Source organism: Nocardia sp. CA-145437, assembly GCF_050956485.1.
Lineage (GTDB): Bacteria > Actinomycetota > Actinomycetes > Mycobacteriales > Mycobacteriaceae > Nocardia.
Window position 1 is genome coordinate 7,013,825 of the sequence record NZ_CP191204.1, and the last position, 25,996, is coordinate 7,039,820.

Annotated in this window: 24 protein-coding genes; 9 read left to right on the plus strand and 15 right to left on the minus strand. The window is 69.2% G+C overall.

Annotation, left to right across the window (positions count from 1 at the left end; translation table 11 throughout):
* Together ACQPYY_RS32505 and ACQPYY_RS32510 are read right to left on the minus strand one after the other, a co-directional pair.
* A complete protein-coding gene (locus ACQPYY_RS32505; RefSeq protein WP_379103684.1) occupies window positions 1-1,095 on the minus strand; it encodes an FUSC family protein in 1,095 nt (364 codons plus the stop codon).
* A gap of 58 nt (window positions 1,096-1,153) precedes the next feature.
* Entirely contained in the window at window positions 1,154-1,597 is a 444-nt protein-coding gene (locus ACQPYY_RS32510) for a DUF3151 domain-containing protein (protein ID WP_379102430.1), read from the minus strand.
* 84 nt (window positions 1,598-1,681) lie between these two features.
* On the opposite strand from ACQPYY_RS32510, the gene ACQPYY_RS32515 reads away from it, so the two are divergent.
* Window positions 1,682-4,195: an Rv0361 family membrane protein gene (locus ACQPYY_RS32515; RefSeq protein WP_433592110.1), complete on the plus strand. Its 2,514-nt coding sequence runs from the start codon at window positions 1,682-1,684 to the stop codon at window positions 4,193-4,195.
* Between the two features lie 207 nt (window positions 4,196-4,402).
* Window positions 4,403-5,539 (plus strand): fused (3R)-hydroxyacyl-ACP dehydratase subunits HadA/HadB, encoded by a 1,137-nt coding sequence (locus ACQPYY_RS32520; RefSeq protein WP_379102436.1) that lies wholly within the window; start codon window positions 4,403-4,405, stop codon window positions 5,537-5,539.
* 119 nt (window positions 5,540-5,658) lie between these two features.
* Here ACQPYY_RS32520 and ACQPYY_RS32525 read toward each other — a convergent pair whose 3' ends face one another.
* From ACQPYY_RS32525 to fbaA, 3 genes are all read right to left on the minus strand, one after another.
* Window positions 5,659-7,125: a DUF4185 domain-containing protein gene (locus ACQPYY_RS32525; RefSeq protein ID WP_433592111.1), complete on the minus strand. Its 1,467-nt coding sequence runs from the start codon at window positions 7,123-7,125 to the stop codon at window positions 5,659-5,661.
* A gap of 65 nt (window positions 7,126-7,190) precedes the next feature.
* Window positions 7,191-8,309: a BTAD domain-containing putative transcriptional regulator gene (locus ACQPYY_RS32530; RefSeq protein WP_433592112.1), complete on the minus strand. Its 1,119-nt coding sequence runs from the start codon at window positions 8,307-8,309 to the stop codon at window positions 7,191-7,193.
* Window positions 8,310-8,399: 90 nt separating this feature from the next.
* Window positions 8,400-9,437, minus strand: a complete 1,038-nt coding sequence (gene fbaA, locus ACQPYY_RS32535) for a class II fructose-bisphosphate aldolase (RefSeq protein WP_379102442.1) — start codon at window positions 9,435-9,437, stop codon at window positions 8,400-8,402.
* A 228-nt stretch (window positions 9,438-9,665) separates the two neighbouring features.
* Between fbaA and ACQPYY_RS32540 the strand changes: the two genes are divergently transcribed.
* Window positions 9,666-10,319 (plus strand): DedA family protein, encoded by a 654-nt coding sequence (locus ACQPYY_RS32540; protein WP_379103686.1) that lies wholly within the window; start codon window positions 9,666-9,668, stop codon window positions 10,317-10,319.
* 8 nt (window positions 10,320-10,327) lie between these two features.
* Window positions 10,328-11,047 carry a DedA family protein gene (locus ACQPYY_RS32545; protein WP_379102444.1) on the plus strand — a complete coding sequence of 240 codons (720 nt, stop codon included), beginning with the start codon at window positions 10,328-10,330 and terminating at the stop codon, window positions 11,045-11,047.
* Window positions 11,048-11,065: 18 nt separating this feature from the next.
* Here ACQPYY_RS32545 and ACQPYY_RS32550 read toward each other — a convergent pair whose 3' ends face one another.
* The 3 genes from ACQPYY_RS32550 to ACQPYY_RS32560 all read right to left on the minus strand — a co-directional run bounded on the left by ACQPYY_RS32550 (window position 11,066) and on the right by ACQPYY_RS32560 (window position 13,410).
* The gene (locus tag ACQPYY_RS32550; protein ID WP_433592113.1) at window positions 11,066-12,208 is read right to left on the minus strand and encodes a glycoside hydrolase family 76 protein; all 1,143 of its coding nucleotides are present in this window, start codon (window positions 12,206-12,208) and stop codon (window positions 11,066-11,068) included.
* Window positions 12,209-12,272: 64 nt separating this feature from the next.
* Entirely contained in the window at window positions 12,273-12,980 is a 708-nt protein-coding gene (locus ACQPYY_RS32555; protein WP_433592114.1) for a TrmH family RNA methyltransferase, read from the minus strand.
* A gap of 25 nt (window positions 12,981-13,005) precedes the next feature.
* Entirely contained in the window at window positions 13,006-13,410 is a 405-nt protein-coding gene (locus ACQPYY_RS32560) for a DUF4190 domain-containing protein (protein WP_433592115.1), read from the minus strand.
* Between the two features lie 104 nt (window positions 13,411-13,514).
* On the opposite strand from ACQPYY_RS32560, the gene ACQPYY_RS32565 reads away from it, so the two are divergent.
* From ACQPYY_RS32565 to ACQPYY_RS32585, 5 genes are all read left to right on the plus strand, one after another.
* On the plus strand, window positions 13,515-14,126 hold the full coding sequence (locus tag ACQPYY_RS32565; protein ID WP_379102453.1) for a Uma2 family endonuclease: 612 nt from the start codon (window positions 13,515-13,517) through the stop codon (window positions 14,124-14,126).
* 113 nt (window positions 14,127-14,239) lie between these two features.
* Window positions 14,240-14,686 carry a hypothetical protein gene (locus tag ACQPYY_RS32570; RefSeq protein ID WP_357284876.1) on the plus strand — a complete coding sequence of 149 codons (447 nt, stop codon included), beginning with the start codon at window positions 14,240-14,242 and terminating at the stop codon, window positions 14,684-14,686.
* Window positions 14,687-14,817: 131 nt separating this feature from the next.
* Window positions 14,818-16,137: a purine-cytosine permease family protein gene (locus tag ACQPYY_RS32575; RefSeq protein WP_433592116.1), complete on the plus strand. Its 1,320-nt coding sequence runs from the start codon at window positions 14,818-14,820 to the stop codon at window positions 16,135-16,137.
* Window positions 16,134-17,231, plus strand: coding sequence for a phosphotransferase enzyme family protein (locus ACQPYY_RS32580; RefSeq protein ID WP_433592117.1), 1,098 nt, complete (start codon window positions 16,134-16,136; stop codon window positions 17,229-17,231). Before ACQPYY_RS32575 ends, ACQPYY_RS32580 begins: the two co-directional genes overlap by 4 nt.
* A 130-nt stretch (window positions 17,232-17,361) precedes the next feature.
* Window positions 17,362-17,547 (plus strand): hypothetical protein, encoded by a 186-nt coding sequence (locus ACQPYY_RS32585; RefSeq protein ID WP_433592118.1) that lies wholly within the window; start codon window positions 17,362-17,364, stop codon window positions 17,545-17,547.
* Window positions 17,548-17,670: 123 nt separating this feature from the next.
* Here ACQPYY_RS32585 and ACQPYY_RS32590 read toward each other — a convergent pair whose 3' ends face one another.
* From ACQPYY_RS32590 to clpB, 7 genes are all read right to left on the minus strand, one after another.
* Complete coding sequence (locus ACQPYY_RS32590) at window positions 17,671-18,357, minus strand: lysoplasmalogenase (RefSeq protein ID WP_433592119.1); 687 nt, start codon at window positions 18,355-18,357, stop codon at window positions 17,671-17,673.
* Window positions 18,357-19,415 (minus strand): beta-ketoacyl-ACP synthase 3, encoded by a 1,059-nt coding sequence (locus ACQPYY_RS32595; protein WP_357284890.1) that lies wholly within the window; start codon window positions 19,413-19,415, stop codon window positions 18,357-18,359. The genes ACQPYY_RS32590 and ACQPYY_RS32595 overlap by 1 nt, the downstream gene beginning before the upstream one ends.
* Window positions 19,416-19,567: 152 nt before the next feature.
* Complete coding sequence (gene pyrE / locus ACQPYY_RS32600) at window positions 19,568-20,113, minus strand: orotate phosphoribosyltransferase (protein ID WP_357284893.1); 546 nt, start codon at window positions 20,111-20,113, stop codon at window positions 19,568-19,570.
* An 8-nt stretch (window positions 20,114-20,121) separates the two neighbouring features.
* On the minus strand, window positions 20,122-20,937 hold the full coding sequence (locus ACQPYY_RS32605; protein ID WP_433592120.1) for an SDR family NAD(P)-dependent oxidoreductase: 816 nt from the start codon (window positions 20,935-20,937) through the stop codon (window positions 20,122-20,124).
* A 146-nt stretch (window positions 20,938-21,083) separates the two neighbouring features.
* Entirely contained in the window at window positions 21,084-22,199 is a 1,116-nt protein-coding gene (locus ACQPYY_RS32610) for a hypothetical protein (RefSeq protein ID WP_433592121.1), read from the minus strand.
* Window positions 22,200-22,258: 59 nt separating this feature from the next.
* Complete coding sequence (locus ACQPYY_RS32615) at window positions 22,259-23,131, minus strand: DUF5666 domain-containing protein (protein WP_433592122.1); 873 nt, start codon at window positions 23,129-23,131, stop codon at window positions 22,259-22,261.
* A 156-nt stretch (window positions 23,132-23,287) separates the two neighbouring features.
* Window positions 23,288-25,843 carry an ATP-dependent chaperone ClpB gene (gene clpB / locus ACQPYY_RS32620; protein ID WP_433592123.1) on the minus strand — a complete coding sequence of 852 codons (2,556 nt, stop codon included), beginning with the start codon at window positions 25,841-25,843 and terminating at the stop codon, window positions 23,288-23,290.
* Window positions 25,844-25,996 lie beyond the last annotated feature (153 nt).

Genomic DNA, 25,996 nt, shown 5'->3' on the forward strand with positions numbered 1-25,996 from the left:
TCAGTCGATCGGCGTGACGTAGGGGTGCGCGACGGTCGGGGGCAGCAGCGCCATGGCCGACAGCCGCCGCACCCCGCACACCTGCATGAGATCCACCACGATGGACCGTAATTGGGCGAACACCACGTGCGCGGACAGGCCCGCACCGTCGACCAGATCCTTGGTCGCGCCCTTGCCGACCGAGCGCAGCACGCGGGTCGCCTCGGCGGGATCGGGCTTCTCGTCCGGGTCGGCGAGCATCATGCGGCGCACCACGTCGATCGCCTGACCGAGCTTCTCGACCTCCATGATGAGACCCGGGTCGAGCACCTCGTCGTCGCGGACCGAGGTGAGGGCCCGGCGCAGCAGCACCCGAGTGTTGCGGACCGCGTTGTCGAGCGGATCCGCGGCGTCGCGCAACCGGCTCAGGCGGGTGCGAGAGTTCCAGTACAGCGGGGAGATTCGAATGATCTCCCGACTGCCCTCGAGCGTGTTGCGCAGGGCGTCGATCGCGCCCTGTGTACCGCGCACCGCCTCCAGCGCCGCCTTGATCTTGGCGGCGTCGTGTTCGAGCAGGCCGTCCGCGCATTCGGTGAGGGCGGCGCCCATCACCTCCAGGATTCCGGCCGCCTGCTCCCGGGCACGGCGGACCGGGTGCAGCGGTATGGCCGCCACCACCACGATGCCGACCAGTCCGCCTACCAGGGCGTCGATCATGCGCAGCGACGCGCCGCCCTGGCCGGGCGGGTAGAGGGTCGCCACCAGCACCGCGGAACTGGCCGCCTGCATGGTGATGACGGGACCGCCGTCGAGGAAGACGGCGGTGCACATGGCCAGCACCACCAGCAGCATGATCTGCCAGCCGCCGGTGCCGACCCGGGACACGAACAGGTCCCCGATGCCGATGCCGACGGCCACGCCCACGATGAGCTCGATCGAGCGGCGCAACCGGGCCCCGAACGAGACGCCGATGGAGATCATGGCCGCCATCGGCGCGAAGAACGGGTGTTCGTGCCCGATCACATTGTGGGCGATGAACCAGGCCACGCCCGCGCCGATGGCGCACTGCACGATCGGCAGCAGTGACGAGCGGACCCGTCCGGCGGCCTTGCGCATGCGGGTGACGCCGCTCTCGCGGGCGGCGTCGATGGTTTCGCCTAGGCCACCGCTCAATTCAGTCGAGGCCGAGCTCGGCGGCGGCGCGCGGGTCGCAGTCCTCGAGCAGGTCCAGGCAGCGCGCGTACTCGTCGGTCTCGCCGATGGCCCGGGCGGCCTTGGCGAGCGCGCCCACGCTGCGCAGGAAGCCCTGGTTGGGCTCGTGGCTCCACGGCACCGGGCCGAAGCCCTTCCAGCCGTTGCGGCGCAACAGGTCCAGGCCGCGGTGGTAGCCGGTGCGCGCGAACGCGTAGGCGGAGATGATGTCGAGGTTGACGTCGCCGTCGGCGGCGGCGCCCCGCTCCAGGGCGGCTTCGGCCAGGTGGGCCCAGGCGATGGAGGCGGTCGGGTGGGCCGCGGCGACCAGCACCGGGTCCTGTTTCTGGAGCAGCGCGTCCTCCGCGTCGATGTTTTCCGGAAGGAGGACCGGCTGCGGTCCGAGCAGATCGCCGAAGGAGGTCATGCCGATCATTCTGCACCGGTACCCGGAATGCTCAGTAGGCTGACCTTCGAATCACAGTTCCGCCGATTACGAGGGGTGCAGCGCGTGTCCGACCCGAAAGACGACCAGCAGCAGCAGGGCCCTGCCAACCAGGCATCGGGTCCCGCCGCAGGCGACACGGACACCAGCGCCACCCCCGACCGCCCGGCGAGCCCGGCCGACCAGTCCGCTCCGGCGGCCGCGAACGGCACGAGCACGCCCGCGACCTCCGACGCCGCACCCCCGACCGCCGCCACCGAAGCCATCCCCTCCCCCAACGCGCGGACCGAGGAAATCCGCACCGGCGCACCTCGACCCGGCACCCCCAAGACCCCGCAGGCCAAGTCCGGCCCCGCCGGTTTCGCCACCATCCACTACGAAACCTCCAAGCCCGCAGGCACTCCGGGCGCGAACCGCGTCCAGCCCCCGGCCGCGAACCGAGGCCAGTCCCCCGCCGACCAGGCGGGCGCGGGCCGAGTGCAACCGCCCGCCGGAGCGCAGGGCACGCCGGCTGGACCGCAGGGTGGACCTGCCGGACCGCAGGGCACGTCAGCTGGAGCTCAGGGCGCAGCCGCCGGACAGCAGGGCGGACCCGGCGGATCGCAAGGCGCACCGGGCGGACTACCGGGCACGCCTGCCGGAGCGCAGGGTGGACCCGGCGGACAGCCGTCGGCCGCGCGCCAGGGCTCGGGTGAGTTCAAGCCGCAGAGCACGCCGAGCGGACAGCCCTCGCCGGGCGGGTCGGGCGTACAGCCGGGTGCGACCGCGCAGTCCGGCGCTGCCGCACCGGGTTCCGGGAACGCCGCGGGTGGACGCCCCTCGGAGGGCGCGCGATCCGGACCGGGCGGGCAGTCCCAGACTCCCGAGCCCCAGGAACGCCAGGGTTCCGCGGCGTCCGACGGACAGCCCGCGACCGGCGGAAAGCCCAGCGGCGCTGGACAATCCGATGCGAGCGCGCAGCCGGCCGGCCGTGTTCAGGGTCCGGGAGCGCCGTCGCCCGCCGATGACGCTCCGACCCAGTTCATTCCGATTCAGCGGCCCGCCGGTGAGAAGGCGGGCGGTGGCGCGCAGAGCGCCGACGCGCAGGCCGATGCCACCACCCAGATGATCAAGATTCAGCGGCCCGGACAGGATGCGAGTGGTCCGGCGGCCGGGAAGCCTGGCGAGCAGGGGCAATCCGGCTCCGCGGATTCCGGGAAGAGCGTCGCGGGCGGCGCGGCCGTCGGCGCGGCTGCTGCGGCCGCGAGCGAAGCGGCCGGTAAGGGCGGGGCTTCGGGGAAGACCGCGCCCGAGGATGTTCCGACGCAGGGGATGCCCGCCGCATCGGCCGATGACGACGAGAAGTCGGGCGATGACGCCGCGGCCGGTGAGAAGTCCGGTGGCACCGGTGATTCCGGGACCCCTGCCGACACGAAGGACGGCGGGTCCGGGGCCGAGGGCTCCGGAGACGCGGCGACCGTGGTGATCAAGCGGGTGCCGAATCCTGCCGATGACGCCACGACGGCGCTGCCGGTGGTGTCGGGTGAGGCCGGGACCGAGAAGATTCGGGTGTCGGGGCCGCAGGGTCGGGCGGTCAGCAAGCCGCCGCAGACGCCTCGGGTGAACGCGGGGCCGCGGAATGTCGGGCCGAAGGGGACCGCTCCGGACGCGCCCGTCGAGGAGACGCGGCCGTCGCCGCCGCGGCCGCCGATGGCTCCTCCGATGGGCCCGCGTCGGCCTGCGACCGCGCCGTCTCCGGCGGACACCCAGTCGACCATGCCGGGTCAGCCGATCGGCGGACCGCGGATCGCGGCGCCGCAGCGGGTCGGGGCCGGTGCACCGCAGGGACCCCGCGGACCGCAGGGACCGAACGCGCCCAAGGGTCCGCAGGGACCGGGTGGACCGCAGGGACCCCAGGCGCTGAACGGACCGAACGCACCGCAGGGCCCGGGTGCGCAGGGACCGAACGCTCCGCACGGGCCGAATGCGCCGCAGGGCCAGCCGGGTTCGGGTGCTCCGCAGGGACCGGGTAGCCAGCCGGGTCTCGGTGCGCCGCAGCCCGGGATCGGCGGATCGCCGGGTGTGCCCGGGATCGGCGGGCTGGCGCAGCCGCAGCGGGTTCCGGCGGCCGAGCCGGTCGACGGCGCCGCGAAGTCCGGTGGCGGGTCGAAGAAGCTGTGGATCGGCGTGGCCGCGGCGGTGGTCGCGGTGGTCGCGATCGTCGGTGTGGTGCTCGGCGTGAAGAAGCACAATGACGACAATTCGCCGGAAGCGCTGGTGCAGCAGACGATCACGTCGTACACCGATGCCCTGGACAGCGGGAACCTGGACACGCTGCGGGCGGTGACCTGCGGTGCGCAGCACGACTTCTATCAGAAGATCTCGGCCGACCAGTTCGCGAGCGTGTACAAGACCTCGCAGGAGCAGAAGAGCATCCCGCAGGTGAAGAGCGTGGACGCCATCCAGATCACCGGTGACGCCGCGCTGGCGCAGGCGACCGTCTTCACCGCGGCGGATCCGGCGAAGCTCTCCTCGCGGACCTTCGACCTGCGCAACGAGGGCGGTTCGTGGAAGGTGTGTGAGCCCAAGAACGCGCACTGACCGGGGCGAAAACCGGTATCGACAGCTTCGGCGAAATGGCCTGACACGTTCTCGCTCGTGCTCGCGATGAACATCACATACACCTGGTCAATAGACCTGCACGTCGGTAGGGTGTCTGGGTTGTCTGGGCTGGCCATTTCGGCATTCCGGCACTTCAGCGGTGTTGTACACCGTCCATAAAGTTACGAATGCAGGAGCTGAGTACGGATGCCGGATACGGCTGAGCACATCGTGCCGGATACGGCAGAGACCCTGGCGGTTCTGGAGGCGGAGACCATCGTGGAGCCGGCCAAGGCCACCGCCGCCGAACTGGTCGGCCGTCACTTCCGGGTGCGCGATCACTACGACGTGGGCCGCGAGAAGATCCGCGAATTCGCCCGCGCCGTGCGCAACGACCACGCCGCCCACCACCGCGAGACCGATGCCGCCGAGCTCGGTTACGGCGGCCTGCTGGCCTCGCCGACCTTCGCCTCGGTGATCGGCGCGGCCACCACCCGCTCTCTGATCGGCTCGGTGCTCACCGAGTACGACGTCTCGCAGATCCTCCAGACCGACCAGGTCTTCGAGTACCACCGCCCGATCCTGGCCGGGGACCGGCTGGGCGTGGACGTGGTGGTGGAGAACATCCGCGGCTTCGGCGACAACGACTTCATCACCGTCAAGGTCACCCTGACCGATGCCGACGTGCGGCCGGTACTGGTCGCCACCACCACCATCGTGGCCCGCAAGGGCGTCGAGATCGACCCGGTCGCGGTCGAGACGGTGTCGGGCGTGGTCATGCACGGCCATGTCGTCGAGCCCGGCCAGTTCGACACCGACCCGAACGGCCTGATCCTGCTGGCCCCGGAGGAGGTGGCCGAGCCCGCCGCCCCCGCCGCGCCGCTGCCGGTCAACACCGTCCCGACCGCCGCGGGCGTGGCCGCGGGCACCGAACTGCCCGCCGCGAAGGTGCCGGTCACCCGGGGCGACCTGGTCAACTACGCCGGCGTCTCCGGCGACCCGAACCCGATCCACTTCAGCGACACCGCCGCCACCCTGGTCGGCCTGCCCACCGTGGTGGCGCACGGCATGCTCACCATGGGCCTGACCGCCGGCTACCTGGTGGACTGGCTGGGCGACCCCTCGGCGCTGGGCAAGTTCAGCGTCCGCTTCTCCGGTTTCGTGCCGGTGGAGCCGACCGCCCCGACCTTCGTCGAGTTCACCGGCAAGGTGAAGTCGGTGGACGCGGCCACCGGTGCGGCGACCGTCGTGCTGGGCGCGACCTCGGAGGGCAAGAAGCTCTTCGGCCGCGCCATCGCCGAGGTTCGGCTGTCCCGCCTCCCCGAGACTTCAGCGCGCGGCTGAGAGCCGTCGACCGTCTCACATGTGGACCGCCGGTCAGGTACCGAACCAATTGTGGACGTCCCCCGGAGTTACCCCAATCGCAGCGAAATCAGTTGTCGCGATCGGGGAACGCCTGAAGGTCAGTTCAGTGTGGCGTGCATCAGGTAGACGTTGTAGTCGTTCCAGGTCGACATGGTGAAGTACAGGTCCTGACCGGTCGACCACGGGTGGATGAAACCGCCGTACAGTTCCGGGAACTGCAGCGCGCTCACCGTGACCGCGCTGTCGGACCACGCGCCCTGCGGTGAATCCGATTCCCGCACAACCAGAGCCGCCTTCGCGGTGTCCAGGTAGCTCATCTGCCACACCTTGCGGTTCTCGTCGTAGCGGACCGACAGTTCTCCCGCGGGCGCGTCGACGACCGGTGTGGCGCTGACGCTTCCGTTCACGGCGGGCGCCCAGGAGCCGTTCTGCCAGTACTGGTAGGCGGTCGGGTTGAGCACCTGCTCCTTCGGCACCCGCGCCAGCCCGACCCCGCCCAACCGGGTGTTCGGGATGCCGAACATGTACACCCAGTCCCCCTGCGGCACCATCGACGCGACCTGGAAGCTGGAGACGCCGAAGATGTTCTCCCACTTGGCGTACGGGTCCTTGGTCCAGTGTTCGCCGTGGTCGTCGGAGTAGGCGAGCCCGCCGTAGTTGGTGAACCAGGTGCCCGGCAGGCTGTTCCAGGTGCGGATCGACATGTAGCTCATGTACTGCCGGTCGCCGAGCGCGAACCCCGAGGTGGGGATGGTGGTGATCTCGATATTGTCCAGCTTGCGGCTGCTCAGCAGTTCCACGGCGTGGCAGCGGTCGTCGGTGACCATGCGGTCGAAGACGACGCCGTTGGCGAGGTCGCGATTCTTGCTGAACGCCAGCAGGTTCGAGCGCCAGTCCTCGCCCATGCCGCCGGGCGGATGGAATTCCCGGCCGACGGTGTCGCCGAAGGCGATGGCGATCTCGTCGGGCGCGCTCTGCCACATGATGCCGAGGTCGGTGCCCTGCACCTGCCAGCGCTTGTCGGTGCGGTTGATCGAGTTGGCGCCGGTCAGTTTGGACACCTCGCGCACGTCGGAGACCTGCGGCGTGGGCCGGGCGGGGGTGCGCTCGGCGGGCTCGCTGGACGGGTGCGCGGGTTCGGGCCCGGGCGGCAGCGCGGGCGGATTCGGGTTGGGCAGTGCGAAATTGAACGGCTGCGGACGCACGATGAGTTTCGGGATGCCGAGTTGTTCGGCGAGTCCCGGTGGCGCGGCGGGTGTGTCGGTGAGGTCCGGGCACGGGTTCACGCACGGGTCCGGCGGCAGTTCCATGTTCACGCGCTTGGTGTTCTCCGGCAGCGGCCCGGTGTCGACCGTGATGACCGGGTAGGCGACCGGCACCTCGAGGGTCTTGGGCACCACCGACTCGTGTTCGGGTCTGGGGTCGGTCTTACAGGCGCCGATGCCCGGAACCGCCGGTGTCGCACCGGTTTCCGAATCAGCGGACGCCACCGGCCGGCCCATACCGACCAGTACTCCCGCCCCGAAGATCACCGCTCCCGCAGCCGCCACGAGCCGCTTGGCCATGCGTTCAACCCTCTCGACATTAGGGTCATCCGGACATCATCCGGGCAAGGACCCTACCCCACAGGTCAGCGCAGGGCCTGGAAGGTGATCACGGTCGTGCCGATCCGGATGGCATCGCCGTCGGCGAGCACCGCGGCCGACTCGATGGTCTGCTCGTTGATGTAGATCCCGTTGGCGGAGTGCAGGTCCTTGATCAGCAGCCCGGCCCGGCTGGGCGTGATCTGCGCGTGGTACCGGCTGGCCTTCGGATCGTCGAGCACCAGATCGTTGTCGGTCATGCGACCGATCTTCACGCCATTGGCGCCGATCGGCACCACGCGTCCGTCCGCCAGGCGCAGCTGCCCGGCACGCACCGCGCGCGGCATCTCGGTGACGGTCTCGGTCATGGCCTTCGCCATCCGCTCGACCTCGTGAATCTGCCCGGTGCTCAACGGTTCCTGGCGCAGCACCTTCTGTTCCAGCGCGATCAGCGCGGGCCCCGGATCGATGCCGAGCTCGTCGGCGAGCACGGTCCGCACCCGGCGGCAGGCGTCGAGCGCGTCGGCCTGACGGCCGGACAGATAGAGCGCGGTGATGAGCTGCGCCCACAACGGTTCCCGCAGCGGATGGGCATTGGTCATCGACACCAGTTCGCCGACCACGGAAGACGCACGGCCCAGGGCGATTTCGGAGTCGATGCGGGCGGAGGCGACCAGCAGCCGCTCCTCGTCCATGGCGGTGGCGAAGCTCTCCGCGAAACCGAGACCCGACAGGTCGTCGAGCGCGCGCCCGCTCCATTCGGCGAGGGCCTCGCCGAAGAGCCGGGACGCGGTGGCCGGGTCGCCGATCGCGGCGGCCTCGGAGCCTTCGCGGCGCAGCGTCTCGAAACGCCCGAGATCGCACTCGTCGTCCTCGATTTCGAGGCGGTAGCCGGAGGATTCGGTGCGCAGCAACGCCACCGGGTCGATCCCGGCGGTGCGCAGCGTCTTGCGGATGTTCGAGACGAACACCTGGAGACTGGCCTGATAGGAGTCCGGCGGATCATCGTTCCAGACGATGTCGGCCAGGGCCTGGGAGGACACGGCACGCCGCCGGTTCACAGCCAGCGCCGCCAGCAGTGCGCGGGGCTTGGGACCGCCGACCGGTATGGACCGGCCGGCGACCAACAGCTGCACGGGGCCCAGGACCCGCACATCGACAGTCATGCCACCTGCCTCGATAGAGACCGCGGCGCGCCCGCCGCTCGAAAATTGCCCGGGATTCCGCTGCGCTGCGCGGAATCCCGAGCGTTGAGCTTACTTGGCGCTGATCGAGCGTCCCGCCGAGTTCAGGTCGTTGCAGGCCTCGACCACGCGCGCGGCCATCGAGGTCTCGGCCTTCTTGAGGTAGCTGCGCGGGTCGTAGACCTTCTTGTTGCCGACCTCGCCGTCGATCTTCAGGACGCCGTCGTAGTTGCCGAACATGTGGCCGGCGACCGGACGGGTGAAGGCGTACTGGGTGTCGGTGTCGACGTTCATCTTCACCACACCGAAGCGCAGCGAGTCCTCGATCTCCGACTTCAGCGAGCCCGAACCGCCGTGGAAGACGAAGTCGAAGGGCTGCGCGTCCGCGCCCAGGCCCAGCTTGGCGGCGGCCACGCGCTGGCCCTCGGCCAGCACCTCGGGCTTGAGCACCACATTGCCCGGCTTGTAGACGCCGTGCACGTTGCCGAAGGTGGCGGCCAGCAGGTACTGGCCGTTCTCGCCGGCGCCGAGCGCGTCGATGGTCTTCTCGAAGTCCTCGGACGAGGTGTAGAGCTTCTCGTTGATCTCGGCCTCGACACCGTCCTCTTCACCGCCGACGACGCCGATCTCGACCTCGAGGATGATGTTGGCGGCGTGCGCCTGCTTCAGCAGTTCCTTGGCGATCTCGAGGTTCTCGTCGATCGGGATCGCGGAACCGTCCCACATGTGCGACTGGAACAGCGGGTTCAGGCCGTTCTTCACGCGCTCGGCCGAGATGGCCAGCAGCGGGCGCACGAAGGTGTCCAGCTTGTCCTTCGGGCAGTGGTCGGTGTGCAGCGCGATGGTGACGTCGTACTTGGCGGCCACCACGTTCGCGAACTCCGCGAGCGCGACCGCGCCGGTGACCATGTCCTTCACGCCCAGGCCGGAACCGAATTCCGCACCACCGGTGGAGAACTGGATGATGCCGTCGGAACCGGCGTCCGCGAAGCCCTTGATGGCCGCGTTGATCGTCTCCGAGGACGTGCAGTTGATGGCGGGGAACGCGAAGGAGTTCTGCTTGGCCCGAGCAATCATCTCGGCGTAGATCTCCGGAGTCGCGATGGGCACGTGGACCTCCGTGGGGTGTGTGCTGCGATACAACAAAATTCTGTCAGCCCACACCATAGGGGAGCGGCTTTTTCCACGGCCCGGGGCCTCGGATACTCGACAACTTTGTGAGGTTGCTTCGACGTTCGGTGTGATGTCCGGGGTACCGGTACTGTGGTGGCCGTGACCTTGCTGGCCGTATCCGATGCCGTGACGACCAACGCCGCGCTGCCCGCGATCTTGGACCCTATGCACCTCCTCACGGAGACGTGGTTGTCCCACGCGGTGCTCCCGGCGATCTTGGCCATCGTCTTCATCGAGACCGGCCTGCTGTTCCCCATCCTCCCCGGCGACTCGCTGCTGTTCACTGGCGGTCTGCTGGCGGCCCAGGCGCACCCGCCGGCCGGCATGAACATCTGGTGGCTGGTACCGGCCACCGCGTTCGTGGCCTGGCTGGGTGACCAGAGCGGCTACTGGATCGGGCGGACCATCGGCCCGGCGCTGTTCAAGAAGGAGGACACTCGCTTCTTCAAGCAGCGCTACATCACCGAGACGCACGCTTTCTTCGAGAAGCACGGCCCCAAGACCATCATCCTGGCCCGCTTCGTGCCCATCGTGCGCACCTTCATGCCGGTGCTGGCCGGTGTCTCGAAGATGGACTACCGCAAGTTCGCGACCGTCGACATCATCGGCGCGGTCCTGTGGGGCGGCGGCGTCACCGTGCTCGGGTACTTCCTGGGCAATGTCGAATTCATTCGCAAGAACGTCGAGGCGATCTTCCTGCTGATCGTGTTCGTGTCCATTCTCCCGGGCATCATCGCGGTCGGTAAGAATCTGCTGCACCGCGGTCAGCACCCGGAGCAGGCCGAGCTCGCCACCTCGTCGAACGAGTCGACCCGCTGAGCCATTCGGTGCCGACGACCACCCCGCTAACGACGACCCTCGCCTCCGGCGGGTTCGGACCGCTCGAGACGGCCGGACCGGTGCTCGTGTGGACCATCGTCCTCACGTTCGTATTCCTGGAGTGCGCACTCATCATCGGGCTGTTCCTGCCCGGCGACTCCATGCTCATCACCGCGGGCGTGGTGCTGGCCTCCCAGGTCAATGGCGAGGGCCACGTGTGGGCGCTGTCGGTGGGCACCATGATCGCCGCGATCGCGGGCAATCAGGTGGGATACGTGTTCGGGCAGCGCACCGGGCATCACCTGGTCGCGCGCAAGAACGGCAAGTACATCAACACCCGCAATCTGGCGCGGGTCTCGGAACTGCTGCACAAGCACGGATTCCTGGCGGTGCTGGTGGCCCGCTGGATTCCGTGGGTGCGCACGCTGTGCCCGCTGGTCGCGGGCGCGGCGGGGATGGATCACCGCAAGTACACCATCGCCTCGTCGATCGGGGCGGTGATCTGGGCGCCGGTGATCCTGCTGGCCAGCTATTACGCGGGCAGCTTCATCGAGGACATCTCCTGGCTGATGCCCGCGGTCATCGGGACCCTGGTCGTCGGGTTGATCCTGGGAACCGTGATCGGCGTACGGCAGTACCGGGCCGAAATGGCGCGGCCCGCCGAGGATTTCGACGTCGACATCGACGATCCGGCGACCGTTCCGCTCCCCCGGCAGCACCACGGCTGATCCTGGCGTGATCCGCCGCTAGAGTCCCGCGGCCGTGACCGTGTGCGCGGCCTCCATCAGTTTCCAGCCCGAGAGCTGTACCGACAGATCGCGTTCCGGGCTCTGGGAGGCGCTCACCGATCCGCCCTCGAAGCCGCCGGCGCCCGCGATGCCGGGCAGCCGGGCGGGCTGGCGCCAGTCCGCGCCGAACAGCGGTTCGCCCTCGACATCGAGTCGGTGCTCCCAGGCCGCGGTCGCGCAGGCGCGCACGATGGCGGCGGCCTTGCGGCGGGCGGTCACCCGGTCGGGTTCGTCGCCGGGCAGCATGAGCGCGCCCAGCGCGAGGTAGCGAATGAGGATGCCGTTGAACAAGCCGCCGTCACCGCCGCCGTCACCGACCACGACGCCGTTCTCGGTCAGGTGCTCGTCGATGGCGTCGATCAGCCGGACCGCGCGGTCGGCGTGCCGGGGTTCGCCGGTGTGCACCGCGAGTTCGGTCTCGAGCCCGAGGACGACACCCTGGCAGTAGCTGTAGACGGGCTTCTCCACCTCGCCGGACGGTAGGTGGATGCCGTCGAAGATGAGACCGGTCTCCTGGTCGCGCAGGTTCGCGTCGAGGAAGTCGGCCAGTTCCTGGGCGCGGGTGTAGCGGCCCAGCCGCGCCATGGCAATCCCGACCGGTCCGTTGGCGGGGGCGTTGTAGAAATCCGAGCCCTTCCGCCACGGCACCGCGCCGAACTCCGGCTCGAACCCGTTGACCAGCGTCTTCTCCAGGATCAGCAGCGCCCCCCGGACCTCTTCGACGCCCTGGGTGCGCTCGGCCCGTTCCAGCGAGATGGTCAGCCAGGCCATGTCGTCGTAGTAGTTGTTGGTCCAGCCGGTGATATTGCGCAGCCGCATGCCGTGCGCGATGGACCACAGCCGACGCTGCCGCGCGGGGGTCGGCGCGCGATTGGCGGCGTCGACCGCACAGTCGATCAGGTGGGCCTGCCACCAGTAGTGCCAGAACGCGAAGGTGCGCTCGCGTTTGGTGGCGGGCCAGCCCACCACCCCGAGCTGCGTGCCCGGGCAGCCCCAGAGTTTGCGCAGGTGACGGGACAGAATCGCGGATTCGGCGAGATCGGCCCGCTGCGACCAGAGGGCAGCCGTCGGCTCGATATTGCGTCCGGTCCGCGATGTCATGGGACTAATAATGCCAATCGGACAACAGGGTTCGTGGCTTATTTGTTACCGAGAGTCGTACGCCTCACCACGCCTGAGCGAGGTCCGCGTGCTGCCGGATCCAGGCGTGCATGGCGATGCCCGCGGCCACCCCGGCATTGATGCTGCGGGTGGAACCGAACTGCGCGATCGAAACGGTCAGCAACGCGCCCGCTTTCGCGGCCTCGGTCACCCCGGGCCCCTCCTGACCGAACAACAGCAGGCAATCCCGCGGCAGCTCCACCGTTTCCAGCGGCACCGCGCCGGGCACATTGTCGACCGCGACCACGGTCAGCCCGGCCGCCGCCGCGAAGGCGAGCAGCTCGGCGGTGTCGTGGTGATGGTGAATGTGCTGGTAGCGGTCGGTGACCATGGCGCCGCGCCGATTCCAGCGCTTACGCCCGACAATGTGCACGGCCGCCGCGGCGAAGGCGTTGGCGGTGCGCACCACGGTGCCGATATTGGCGTCGTGGCCGAAGTTCTCGATGGCCACGTGCAGCGTATGCCTTCGGCTGTCGATGTCGGCGACGATCGCCTCGCGCCGCCAATACCGGTACGCGTCCACCACATTGCGGCGGTCGCCGTGCGCGAGCAGCTCCGGATCCAGTCGCGGATCGGCGGGCGGCTCGGTGCCGAACTCGTCCCGCCACGGTCCGACGCCGTGCGGATGCTCGCCCCACTCGGTCGGACCGGGGGCCGCCGCGTCGGCCTGGCCAGGGGCGCCGGATTCGTCGGCGATCGGGGTGGAACTCACCCGGCGATGGTAGTTGCCGGGCGAATCAGTACTGGGACGCCCCGACCCCACCGACGATGATCGCGAACACGACGAACAGGATCACCATCGCCATCAGCGCGGTGGCGACGATCCCGCAGATCCAGCCCGCCGTCACCATCCCGGCGCCGCCGATGGCGCCGTGGGAGTCTCGGATCTCGCGGCGGGCCTTGCCGCCCATGATCCAGGCCACCGGACCCAGCAGCTGGCAGAACACCAGGCTCATCACGCCGAGGATCAGCACCACCACGGCCTGCGGGTGGTCCGGGGCGGGCGCGCCGTAATAGCCCGGCGGGTAGTAGCCGGGGACGGGCGGCTGATAGCCGGGGTTGTATCCGGGCTGCTGGTAGTAGCCCGGTTGCTGGCCCTGGGACTGCGGATCCCAGCCCGGCGGGGGCGCGTCGTAGGTCATGTGCGCAAGCCTAGGTGGTGCTGCGCCACAACGGGTGCGGGCGCTTCCGTGGTCGAAGGTTTGAAACATCGCTGCGCGGTTGCCGGGCGTGGAAGACTTGAATCATGACTCGGTCGAGTTCCGCGGAATTGCTGAAATCGGTTGAATACTGGCCGAATCACCTGCTGTCCATCGCGGAGTGGTCGCTGCTCCCCGAGAACAACCGGCACTGCCGGGAGCTGGTGGACGGCGTGCTGGTCGTGGCGCCGCAACCGCCACGGCATCAACTCGCGGTGTGGCGCTTGGCAGCTCAGCTCGAGCGGGCGCTGCCGCGGCGCATGGCCGCCATGGCGCGCATCGAACTGCTGATCGACGAGGGCACACCGCCGACGGTGCGGGTGCCGGACGTGCTGATCGTCGGCGGGGCGGCCGGAGCCGAGCATGCCACCCGGGTGCGGCCCCCGGATGTGCTGGCGGCCATCGAGATCGTGGCGCCGGGGTCACGGCGGGTGGACCGGGTGATGAAGTTCGCGGAGTACGCGGCGGCCGGAATCGGGCACTACTGGCTGTTGGAGACCGAGGATGCGTTGCGGCTGTATACCTTTCGCCTGCGGGACGGCCGGTACATACCGACCGGTGAGCATGTCGGGCAGGTGACCCTGGAGCTCGACGATATCGGCCTGCCCTTGGACCTGGACGCGCTCACCGCGCTGCGCCCCTCCGGCGTCTCGGTGTGATCCCGGACAGCTCTCGATTTGCCGCGCATACCCTCTGACCTCGCCTGATCGGTCCACACGGGACAAAATTCGGGACTATCCTGGAATCCCGGAGGCCGTGGTTGGAGGGTGTCATGGACCACGCGCGCATAGCCAGAACGGTGCTCGGAGTGACGGCGGCATATCTCGTCGCACTCGGCCTCTGGCTGGGCTGGCTGGTCCCGCTCACCCCGCCCGGAACCATCCCGGTCCAGGTCGTCACACTGGTCGGCCTGTACGGAACCTTCCTCGGACTCGGCATGCTGCTCGCCCAGCGCCCCACCCGCTCGGACCGGAAGCTGCTGCGGCACGGTCTCGAAGGCTGGGCGAACATCGAGGGCGTGCACCCGCTGCAGCGCACCGACCACTGCACCGAGCTCACCGAACTCGACCTCGAGCTGGTGGTGCCGGGGTCGGAAACCTATTACGGCAGCATCGTGTTCGACGTCGAACCCGTGGTCAAGCCGAGAATCGCTGTGGGCGGCACGATTTCGATCCGCGTCGATCCGCGCAACCGCGACCGCATCATCCTGTGCCTGTGAACCGCGTCCCGCAGGGCCGGTGACCCGGCGCTCATCGGACCGCCCCCACGGGGTGGCACCGCGGCCGAGCCGGGTGCGCCCGCCGGGACGGTCTGCCGGATTCGTCCGATCCGGGCCGTAGCATCCTGACCATGACGATCGCCGACACACCGGACCGCCGGGAAGCGCCGCTGGTACTCGACACCGAGCCGCCGCGCACCCTCGGCTTCACCGATCAGGCGGCGTTCTGGCTGAATCTCGGCGTCAGCCTGATCGGGTTCAGCGGCGCCGCGGTCGTGCTCACCCCCGCCGGCGCGAACCTGCCGCTGACCGGAGCGCTGCTGGCCACCGTGCTCGGCACCGTGGTCGGCGCGGCCATGGTGGCCGGTCCCGCCGCCATCGGCGCCCGCACCGGCGCGCCGGCCATGGCGGTGCTGCGCGGACTGTTCGGCACCCGGCTGTCGTACGTGCCGACGGTCGCCAACATCGTGCAGTGCATCGGCTGGGGCGTGTACGAGCTCACCGTCATCACGCTCGGCGTCTCCGCGCTCACCCATGACCGGGTGCCGCACTGGATCGTCATCGTCGGCGCGGGTGCGCTGTCCACCGTGATGGCCGTGTGGCCGCTGTCCGCGGTGCGCGCGCTGCGCAAATACGTCTCGGTGGCGGTCGCTATCGCCCTGGTCTACTTCACGATTCAGCTGCTGCGGCAACCGGTTCCGATGCCGACCGACACCAGTTGGAGCGGGTTCTGGCCCGCCGTCGACGCCACCCTCGCGGTCTCCATCTCCTTCGTGCCGCTGGCCGCCGACTACACCCGGCACTCGCGGTCGGCCCGCACCGCCGCCGGGGCCACCGTGATCGGCTACTCGGTCGCACAGGTCTGGTGCTATCTGCTCGGCATCCTCGCGATCCTGCAGGCGGGCGGCGCCGACCACATCTTCGACACCTTCCTCGGCGTCACCGCCGGGTGGCTGTTCTTCGCGGTGCTGGTGCTGCGCGAATCGGATCAGTCCTTCGCCAATATCTATTCGACGGCCATGTCCATCCAGAACCTGCTGCCCCGGGTGGATCGGCGGCTGCTGGCGACCCTGGTCGGCGCGCTCGTGACGCTGCTGGCGCTGCCCGTCCGCGACTTCGGCAACTACGCCAACTTCCTGTACCTGATCGGGTCGGTCTTCGTGCCGCTGTGCGCGGTCCTGGTCGTCGACTACTTCTTCGGCCGCGGCCGCACCGGCTGGGACCTCACCGAGCAGGCCCCCACCCGCCCGCTCATGCTGCTGCCGTGGGCGATCGGATTCGTCGTCTACCAGCTCTTCAACCCCGGTTCGATCACCTGGTGGAGCGACTTCTGGTCCAAGGCGCAGAACACCCTCGGCATCCATCCGGGCTGGTGGGCCTCGGCCTCGCTGTACTCGTTCCTGGCGGCCGCCGCCGTGACGGCGATCCTGGTGCGGCTGCGCCGGGGATGACCGACGGCCGGGTCTACGGCATGGGGCTCGACCCGCTGGTCGAACCCGATTGGCCCGCACTCACCGCCGCCGAGGTGGAAGCCGTGCTCGGCGCGGACGCCCGGATCGCCTGGCGCAGTCCGCGCCCACTCTCGGCCACCGCGCGGATCCGGCTGCCGGACCACCGCGAGGTCATCCTCAAACGCCTGCCCCGGGCGCTGCGCGACGCCGCCGCGCTCGGCGAGGAACACTCCTTCATGGATCACCTACGCGCGCACGGAATTCCGGTGCCGAGTGTCCCGCGTACCGCCGAGATCGGCGAATTCGCCTACGAGGTGCAGGAACTCGGCGCCGGCGACGACGCCTACTCGGGCGTCTTCTCCTGGTCCCCGTACCGCTCACTCGCCGACGCCGCCGCGGCCGGTCGCATGCTGGCCCACCTGCACCTGGCCGCCACCGGATACGACGCCGCCGCCCGCCCGGCCCGGCCCCTCCAGGCGGGATTCACCCTGTTCTCCGCCGCCGATCCCCTTGCGGCCGTGGCGCATCGCGCGGCCCGACGCCCCGCGCTCGGCGCGTTTCTGGCCGGTCGCGATTGGCGCGCCGACATGACTCGCGTCCAGCTCCCCGCCTGCGAGCGCCTGTACCCGCTGCTCGCCGACCTGGAACCGCTGTGGACGCACAATGATTGGCACGGCACCAACCTGCTGTGGCGCGACCACGCTGTCACCTCGGTCATCGACTTCGGGCTGTGCGACCGCACCACCGCGGTCCACGACCTGGCCACCGCCATCGAACGCGCTGCGGTGGATTGGATTTCGATCCGTGCGGGCGGCCCCGCGCACGTGCGCTTCGATCAGGTCCGCGACCTGCTCGAAGCCTACGAATCGGTCCGCCCCCTCACGCCCGCCGAACGCCGGGCCCTCCCCGCCCTGCTGCCCCTGGCGCACTGCGAATACGAACTCTCCGAGATCGATTACTTCCTCGGCGTGGTACCGGGCGGTAATCCCGAGAATGCCGAAATCGCCTACACCGATTACTTTCTCGGCCACACCGAATGGTGGGAATCCGTTTCCGGCCGAGAACTGCGGGCCGCCACAGCCGCCGCGAAGTGAACGCGAAGTGAACTTGATTCCGTGACCGCGATCCGCTAGAACTTGTTCTGTTGCTTTTTCTGGCAACGCGAATCGTTCTGCACGCCATCTGAGTTCAGCGTGCATCCCGAACGCCCAGAACCACGATCCGATGGCCAATGCCGCCGCCCTCGGCTTCGTGATCGGGGCCGCGACTGGCGCCGTGATCTGTGGCGTCACCATTATCGGAATTCCGCTGATCCCGCTCTGCGCGGTCGGCCCGGGCCTGCAGCTCGCGCTGGTCGGCCTGCTCGTCGGCGCGATCGCCCCGAATTCCGTTCCGCAGATCCTGCCCTGATCCCCCGGACACCGGAGACACGAAGAACCCCATCCAGAGATTTCCGGATGGGGTTCTTTCGTATCGAATTCCGGGTGACGGATACGGTGACCTATTCGGTTACCGATATACCGGCCCATATGCCTACCGATGCGCGCGCGGATCCGCGAGCAGATATTGCGCGGCGGCATAAGTGCCGAGAATGACACCCTCGGTGATCCGGCGCGACTTCTCACCGCGCGCGAAAATACGGCGCAGCACGATCAATCCGTCCGAGACGGTGAACAGCAGTGCGCCCAGACCCAATCGGCTGCGCGGATCGGCGTTCGGAACGTTCACGCCCGCAATGTTCTTCGCGTCGCGGGCGAGTTCCGGATCCGAGGCCAGGGTGGCCGCGGTGCCCAGGGTCGCGCCGTACACGGTGAGCGGCACCGCCACCGTGGGGGCCTTGAACCGCATGAGCGTCGCCGCGCCCAGCCAGGCGCCCAGCCGCTGGCCCGCGATGGCGGGCCGGGGCCGGGCCCCGCGCCGCCACCACAGCCACGAGTAGCCGGTCTGCATGACCGCGAAAGACGAAGCGCCCGCGATCAATCGGCGGTCGTCGTCGGGTTCGATGAGCAGCACGTCGCCGACCGTGGCCGCGGCCAGTGAGCCGAGCAGCACGGTGCGGTCGGCGGGATCCAGGCGCTTGCCGTTCACGGCCACGTCGGCGGCGAGCAGCGGCATCAGCAACGGCTTCGCGACCCACTGCAGCTTCTCGCGACCGGTGACCGCGCCGTAGACGGTCACCGCCGCCGCGCCGACGAAGGCGGCACGGAACGGGCTCGCCATCAGAAGCTGGGCTCGGCCGGGGCGGGCGGCAGCACCGCGACCTGGCCGGCGTAGGACAGGCCCGCGCCGAAGCCGAGCAGCAGCGCCAGCTGACCACCCTTGGCCTTGCCGGTCACCAGCATCTCCTCGATGGCCAGCGGGATCGAGGCGGCGGAGGTGTTGCCGGTGTTCTCGATGTCATTGGCCATCGGCAGATCGTCGGGAAGGCCGAGGTTCTTCTTCATGAGCTCATTGATGCGGGCGTTGGCCTGGTGCGGGACGAACACCTCGATGTCGTCCTTGGCCACGCCCGACAGCTCGATCGCGCTGGACAGCGCGCGCGGCAGGGTGACGGCGGCCCAGCGGAAGACCTTGGGGCCCTCCATGTGCAGCGACATCCGGCCCACGGACTCCACGGCCGGGTCGGTGCCCTGCAGCCGCTGCGCCTTGTTCATGAACTCCAGGAAGTCCACGTCCTGCGCGATGGCCTCGGCGTTCTCGCCGTCGGAGCCCCACACGGTCGGGGAGATGCCGTTCTCCTCGGCGGGACCGATCACGACCGCGCCCGCGCCGTCACCGAAGATCATGGCGGTGCCGCGGTCGGTCGGGTCGAGACCGACGGTCATCGTCTCGGCGCCGATGAGCAGGATGTACTCGGCCGAGCCGGAACGGATCATGTCGGCGGCCACGCCGAGGCCGTAGCCGAAGCCGCCGCAGCCGGAGACCAGGTCGAAGGCGGGGATGCCGTTCATGCCCAGGTCCGAGGCCACGGTCGGCGCACCGTGCGGGGTCAGCTTGAGCCAGCTGGAGGAGGCCAGGATCAGGGCGCCGATCTTGGATCGGTCGATGCCGGTGTTCTTCAGCGCCCGCTCGCCCGCGGCGACCGCCATGCTGCGCAGCGTCTCGTCGCCGGAGATCCAGCGCCGGTTGTGAATGCCGGTCCGCTCGAAGATCCACTCCGGGGTGGAGTCGAGGACCTCGCACACCTCGGCATTGCTGACGACGCGCTGGGGCCGGTAGGCACCGATGCCGAGCATCGCAATATTCTGCTGACCCTTGTTGATTGCAATGCTCACCACAGGTGACTCACACGACCCTTCGCACAATCATTGTCGACACCGTTGTCGGACGTAAGACCAGGACACAGGCTAACCCAGAGCAAGGTTTCAGCCCAGAGCCAAGTCTTGTTAACCGTCCAGTAAGGACACGCCCTGGCACCAGGGCATAAGTCCTACCCCAACGCGAGGTCTTTCAGGCCCAGAATCGATCGATATTCCAAACCTTCGGCGGCGATGATGCCGTCCGCGCCGGTTTCGCGGTCCACCACGGTGGCCACGCCGACCACGATCGCGCCCGCCTCGCGCAGCGCGCGCACCGCGGTGATCGGGGAGTTACCGGTGGTGGTGGTGTCCTCGACCACCAGCACCCGCTTGCCCACGATGTCGGGGCCCTCGATCTGGCGCTGCATGCCGTGAGTCTTGGCGGCCTTGCGCACCACGAAGGCGTCGATCGGCCGGCCCGGCGCGTGCAGGACCGCGGCCGCCACCGGGTCGGCGCCCATGGTGAGCCCGCCCACCGCGTCGAAGTCCCAATCCGCCACGAGCTCGCGCAGCAGCTTGCCGATGAGCGGGGCCGCCTCATGGTGCAGGGTGGCGCGGCGCAGGTCCACGTAGTAGTCGGCTTCCTTGCCCGAGGACAGGGTCACCCGCCCGTGCACGACGGCGAGTTCGCGTACCAGAGCCGCGAGTCTGTCCCGGTCGGTCGTCGTTACCTGCATTGCTGTGTCTATGTCCTTCCGCGTGCGTTGAACAGGCCCCGGTTCAGGCGGGTCACCAGGGTTCGTGGGATGAGCCCGGCGATCGCGACGATCGCTTTGTACTGCCTTCCGGGCACGCTGATCACCCGGTCTCTCTCCAGATCATGCAGCGAACCGGCCACCACCTCGTCCACGCTCAACCACAGGGGTCGCGGTAGCGAGGCCATCTCGATGCCGGCCCGCTCATGGAATTCGGTGCGGACGAATCCCGGGCACAAGGCCTGCACCCGGACTCCGGTTCCGGCCAGCCCGCCGGCCAGCCCTTGAGAAAAGGATACGACGTACGCCTTGGAGGCCGAATAGGTCGATCCCCGCCCGGAGATCAGACCCGCGACGCTGGCCACATTCACCACGGTGCCCTTGGCCGCGTGCAGCATGGGCGGCAGGGCCGCCCGGGTGAGCTGCACGACAGCGGTGACGTTCACATCGAGTTGGTGCTGCAGGGCGTCGGCGTCCTGCGTCCAGAACTCACCCGCCATGCCGAATCCGGCATTGTTGACCAGGAATTCGACGCCCTCGGCCAGGCGTGCGGCCACCCGGTCGCGATCCGCGGCCCGGCTCAGATCGGCGGGCAGCGTCTCGGCGCGTGCGGCGAACCGCACCCGCAGGTCGTGGGCCAGCGCGGCCAGCCGCTCCTCATCCCGCGCCACCAGCACCAGGTCGTAGCCGAGGGCGGCGAGCCTGGTGGCGTACGCCTTGCCGATGCCGGAGGTCGGCCCGGTGACCAAGGCCACGGGACGGCGGGCGCCCGGCAGGCGCACCTGATCAGGGGAACTTTCGGTCATCGACGGCCCATCACTCGCACGATCGGGGAGTGGTCGGCGATGACCTGAACTGCGCCCTCATTCTGGTCCCTGGCCGACCCACACGCGGCGAATTCGCGCAGACACCCTGTGACTGCGGCGCGCCGCGCGTAGACACGGCCGAGGCGTCACCTCGGCGCGGGTCCCTGGTAGGGGCGGAAGCCCGGATGGAAGGGTCCGCCGGGCGGGGCGCTACGGCCCTGATCCCTGCGCCAGCCCTCCTCGGGCTCGCGGTTCGGATCCGATTCGGCGCGCCGGTCGCCGGATTCCGGCTCGTCCCAACGGTCCTCGTGGTCGGGGCCGTCGGCGTCGTAGCCGTCCTGCTCGCCCTCGGGGGCGGGCGGCCAGTTGCGGCGCGGGCGATTGCGCGGATCCGGCACGACTTTCAGTGCGGGACGCCAGCTTTCGGGCTCGCCGTCCGGTTCCCCGCCCCCGGCGATATCGCTGACCAGCGGGGAGTCGTAGTCGCCGGCGTCGTCACGGGGGCGGTCGTCGCGGGCGGGACGCTGGGCGCGCGGGTCGCGCTCCTGGTCACCGTAGTCGCCGAACTCGTCGTGGCCGTCGTAGTCGTCGTCCCCGGGAACCGCTTGCGAGCGACCGGGTTCGGGCAGTTCGTCGCGGCCCCGCTCGGCATTGATGACCGGCGGCAGCACGTGCAGCAGGCCGGACAGCCGCAACACCGCGTCGATGGCGGTCTCCCAGTCCTTGGCGACCGCGCCGACCGGCAGCATGCCGAGCGTCCAGTTGCCCTCGGACCACAGCTGCTGCACCTCGTCGGGCAGCGACTCGATGAACGCCACCATGCGCTGATCCACCGCGTGCCGCGCGACATCGGGATTGGTCGCGAAGACCACCCGGTCGCCGATGGCGCCGAGCAGCTCCAGATCGTGATCCTTCGGCGGCGCCGCGGTTTTCAGCCGCAGGTCGATATCGATGTCCGAGCCGATCTGACGGCGCACCGCGACCAGGGTGGCGGCGTCCTCCAGATCGAAGAGCACGAACTTCTCGCCCTTGCGGTTACCCGACACCACGTCCACCGCGGACAGGTAGCCCAGTTTGGCGAGCGCGCCGCGCCGCCAGGTGGAGGCGAGCGCGGGCTCCACCGAAACATAGGTATAGCCCTGGGATTTCGCCCAGACCTGTCGCACATGCCCGGTGCGCTGCCGCTGCAGCCGATCGAAATAGAGGAGCACGATCGCACCCACGAGCGCGATCGCCGCCAGCCCGAACCATATAGCCGTCATCGCCGCCTACCCTATCCAGAGTGAGGGCGTCATGCCCGGCACGCCCACAGCATTCTTGCTCATCGAGTCCCGCTCGGCAGGGACGTGCTGAAGATCAACTTCGCCTGAATGGATCCGTCGGAGTTCTTGTCGCCCTGCACCATCACCACTTCGCCGACCGGCAGGTCCGCGACTTTGGTGCTGCCCAGGGAGATTACCTGCGTCTTGTCGTCGGTCTTCACGGTCACCGTGCTGCCGGACAGAGCCGTGATGGTGAGCGTCGAGCCGTCGTTGGAGGCGATGGTGCCCATGTCCGCGCCGAGCTGGTCCAGATCGCCCAGGCCCGGAATCGTGGGCACGCCGCTGGGCAGCGGCAGCGAGGACGTATTGCCCGGGAAGGCGGGCAGGCCGAGACCGGAGGTACTGGGTCCGGCGGCGCTGTCGGACGAGTCGTTGTTGCTCAGCAGCGTGCCCACGATCACCCCGACGATGGCGACCGCGATGATCGCGGCCAGACCCAGCGCGATCCACATGGTGGTCTTGCGCGGCGGCGGGGGCGGTGCCGGATTCTGCGGGAAACCCGCGGGCTGGTAGCCGCCCGGCGGCGGCATGCCCGCACCACCCGGATAGCCGGGTGCGCCGGGCGGATAGCCCGGAGCGCCGTAGGCCCCCGCGGGCGCGTACCCCTGTTGCCCCGGGTAGACAGCCGTCGACTCGTAACCGCCGCCGCTGTCGTACCCACCCCAGCCGGCGTCGGCGGGCGGGAACACCCGGGTCGCCTCGGGCCCGGGCTGCTGCCCGAAATAGTCGGTCGGACCGGCGGGTATGGACTCGGTGGGCCCGTACGCCGCGGCGCTGTCCGAGGTGTGGCCGCCGGGGACGGCCTGCTCGGCGGGCCCCTCCGCGGAGCCCGGTTCCGGCCGCCGCGACCACGGATCGCTCGGATCAGTCATGGCCTCCAGGGTAGGCGGAGTACGGCTACCCAGCCGCGAACTCGAGCTGTGTTTGATTTGCCTTCGCTTCGCTTCGGCTGTTCGCGGCCCTTGTGACCCCGATTCTCGTGCGAATGGCCCCGAGACTCTTGTCTCGGGGCCATTCATCTCGGTACGTCAGCGGCCGACGATGAGCGTGTCACCGTCCGGGGTGACGTTCACCTTCACCGTGTCGCCGTCCTGCACCTCCCCGGCCAGCAGCTCCTTGGCGAGCGAATCGCCGATGGACTGCTGGATCAGCCGGCGCAGCGGGCGGGCGCCGTAGGCCGGGTCGTAGCCGCGCACGGCCAGCCAGAAGCGGGCCGAGTCGGACACGTCCAGGGTGAGGCGGCGCTGGGCGAGCCGCTTCTGCAGCTGGTTCAGCTGGATGTCGACGATCCGCTCCAGCTGTTCCTCGTCGAGGGCGTGGAACATGACCACGTCGTCGAGCCGGTTCAGGAACTCCGGCTTGAAGGCGCGGCGCACCGCGTTCATGACCGTGTCCCGATCACCGCCCGCACCCAGATTCGAGGTCAGGATGAGGATGGTGTTGCGGAAGTCGACGGTGCGGCCCTGGCTGTCGGTGAGTCGGCCTTCGTCGAGCACCTGCAGCAGGATGTCGAAGACGTCCGGGTGGGCCTTCTCGATCTCGTCGAAGAGGACCACCGTGTACGGGCGGCGCCGCACCGCCTCGGTGAGCTGGCCGCCCTGGTCGTAGCCGACGTAGCCGGGAGGCGCGCCCACCAGGCGGGCCACCGAGTGCTTCTCGCCGTACTCGCTCATGTCGATGCGGACCATGGCGCGTTCGTCGTCGAACAGGAAGTCCGCCAACGCCTTCGCCAGCTCGGTCTTACCGGTGCCGGTCGGGCCGACGAACATGAAGGAACCGGTGGGCCGGTTGGGGTCGGCGACCCCGGCCCGCGCCCGGCGCACGGCATCCGACACCGCTTGCACGGCTTCCTTCTGCCCCACGACCCGGCGGCCCAGCTCGTCCTCCATGCGCAGCAGCTTCTGGGTCTCGCCCTCCATCATGCGACCTACGGGGACACCGGTCCACGACGACACCACCTCGGCGATATCGTCCGGCCCGACCTCCTCCTTGAGCATGACGTCACCGTCGGCGGCGGTCTTCGCCTTGGCCTCGGCTTCGGCGAGTTCCTTCTCCAGCTTGGGGATTCGCCCGTACCGGAGTTCGGCGGCCTTGTTGTAGTCGCCGTCGCGCTCGGCCCGTTCGGACTCGCCCTTGAGCGACTCCAGCTCCTCCTTCAGCACCGACACCGCGTCGATGGCCTGCTTCTCGTTCTGCCAGCGGGTCATCAACTGGTTGAGCTTCTCGCGGTCGTCGGCGAGTTCGGAGCGCAGCTTCTCCAGGCGCGCCTTGGACGCGTCGTCGGTCTCCTTGGCCAGGGCCACTTCCTCGATCTCGAGCCGTCGCACCACGCGCTCGATCTCGTCGATTTCCACTGGGCGGGAATCGATTTCCATGCGCAGTCGCGAGGCCGACTCGTCGACCAGATCGATCGCCTTGTCCGGCAGGAACCGGGAGGTGATGTAGCGGTCGGACAGGGTCGCCGCCGCCACCAGCGCGGAGTCGGTGATCCGCACGTGGTGGTGATTCTCGTAGCGCTCCTTGAGCCCGCGCAGGATGCCGACGGTGTCCTCCACCGACGGCTCGCCGACCAGCACCTGCTGGAACCGGCGCTCCAGGGCCGGGTCCTTCTCGATGTGCTGGCGGTACTCGTCGAGGGTGGTGGCGCCGACCAGACGCAGTTCGCCACGGGCCAGCATGGGCTTGATCATGTTGCCGGCGTCCATGGCGGATTCGCCGGTCGCGCCCGCGCCCACGATGGTGTGCAGCTCGTCGATGAACGTGATGATCTGCCCCGCCGAGGATTTGATCTCCTCGAGCACGGCCTTCAGCCGCTCCTCGAACTCACCGCGGTACTTCGCGCCCGCGACCATCGCGCCGAGGTCCAGCGACACCAGTTTCTTGCCGCGCAGCGATTCGGGGACGTCGCCCGCGATGATGCGCTGGGCCAGGCCCTCGACGATGGCGGTCTTGCCGACGCCGGGCTCGCCGATCAGCACCGGGTTGTTCTTGGTGCGGCGGCTCAGCACCTGCACGACGCGGCGAATCTCGGTGTCGCGCCCGATGACCGGGTCCAGCTTGCCCTCGCGGGCGGCGGCGGTCAGGTCGGTGGAGTACTTCTCCAGGGCCTGGTAGGAGCCCTCGGGATCGGGCGAGGTGACGCGGGCGTTGCCGCGCACGGCGGTGAACGCCTCGCGCAGCGCGTCCGCGGTCGCGCCGTACTTCAGCAGCAGCTGCTGGACATCGGAATCGCCTGCGGCCAAACCGTAGACGAGGTGCTCGGTGGAGACGTACTCGTCGCCGAGCTCGGTGGCCAGGTGCTGCGCCGAGGTGAGCGCGGCGATGGCTTCGCGGCCGAAGTTGGGTGTGGTGGTGGCCCCCGTGGCGCGCGGCAGGCGATCCACGATGTCCTGGGCCTCACGCCGGACCGTGGCCGGATCGACCGCGACGGCCTTGAGCAAGGGTGCGGCGATGCCGTCGGTCTGATCCAGCAACGCCACCAGCAAGTGAGCCGGACGGATCTCCGGGTTACCGGCGACCGAGGCCGCCTGTTGCGCGGCGGTCAGGGCCGCCTGGGTCTTGGTGGTGGGATTGAACGAGTCCACTGTCACCTTCCTACTAGTCGTTGCTGTCTACAACGCGGTAGAAGTTGAGTCTGTTCCGCTCAAGTTTGACCAATTTCCGGCGACGGCACCAGGGACCAAGGCCCTTTCTCTCACGACCAGCAGCCCCTCCACACGCTACGCGTACGATGGCCC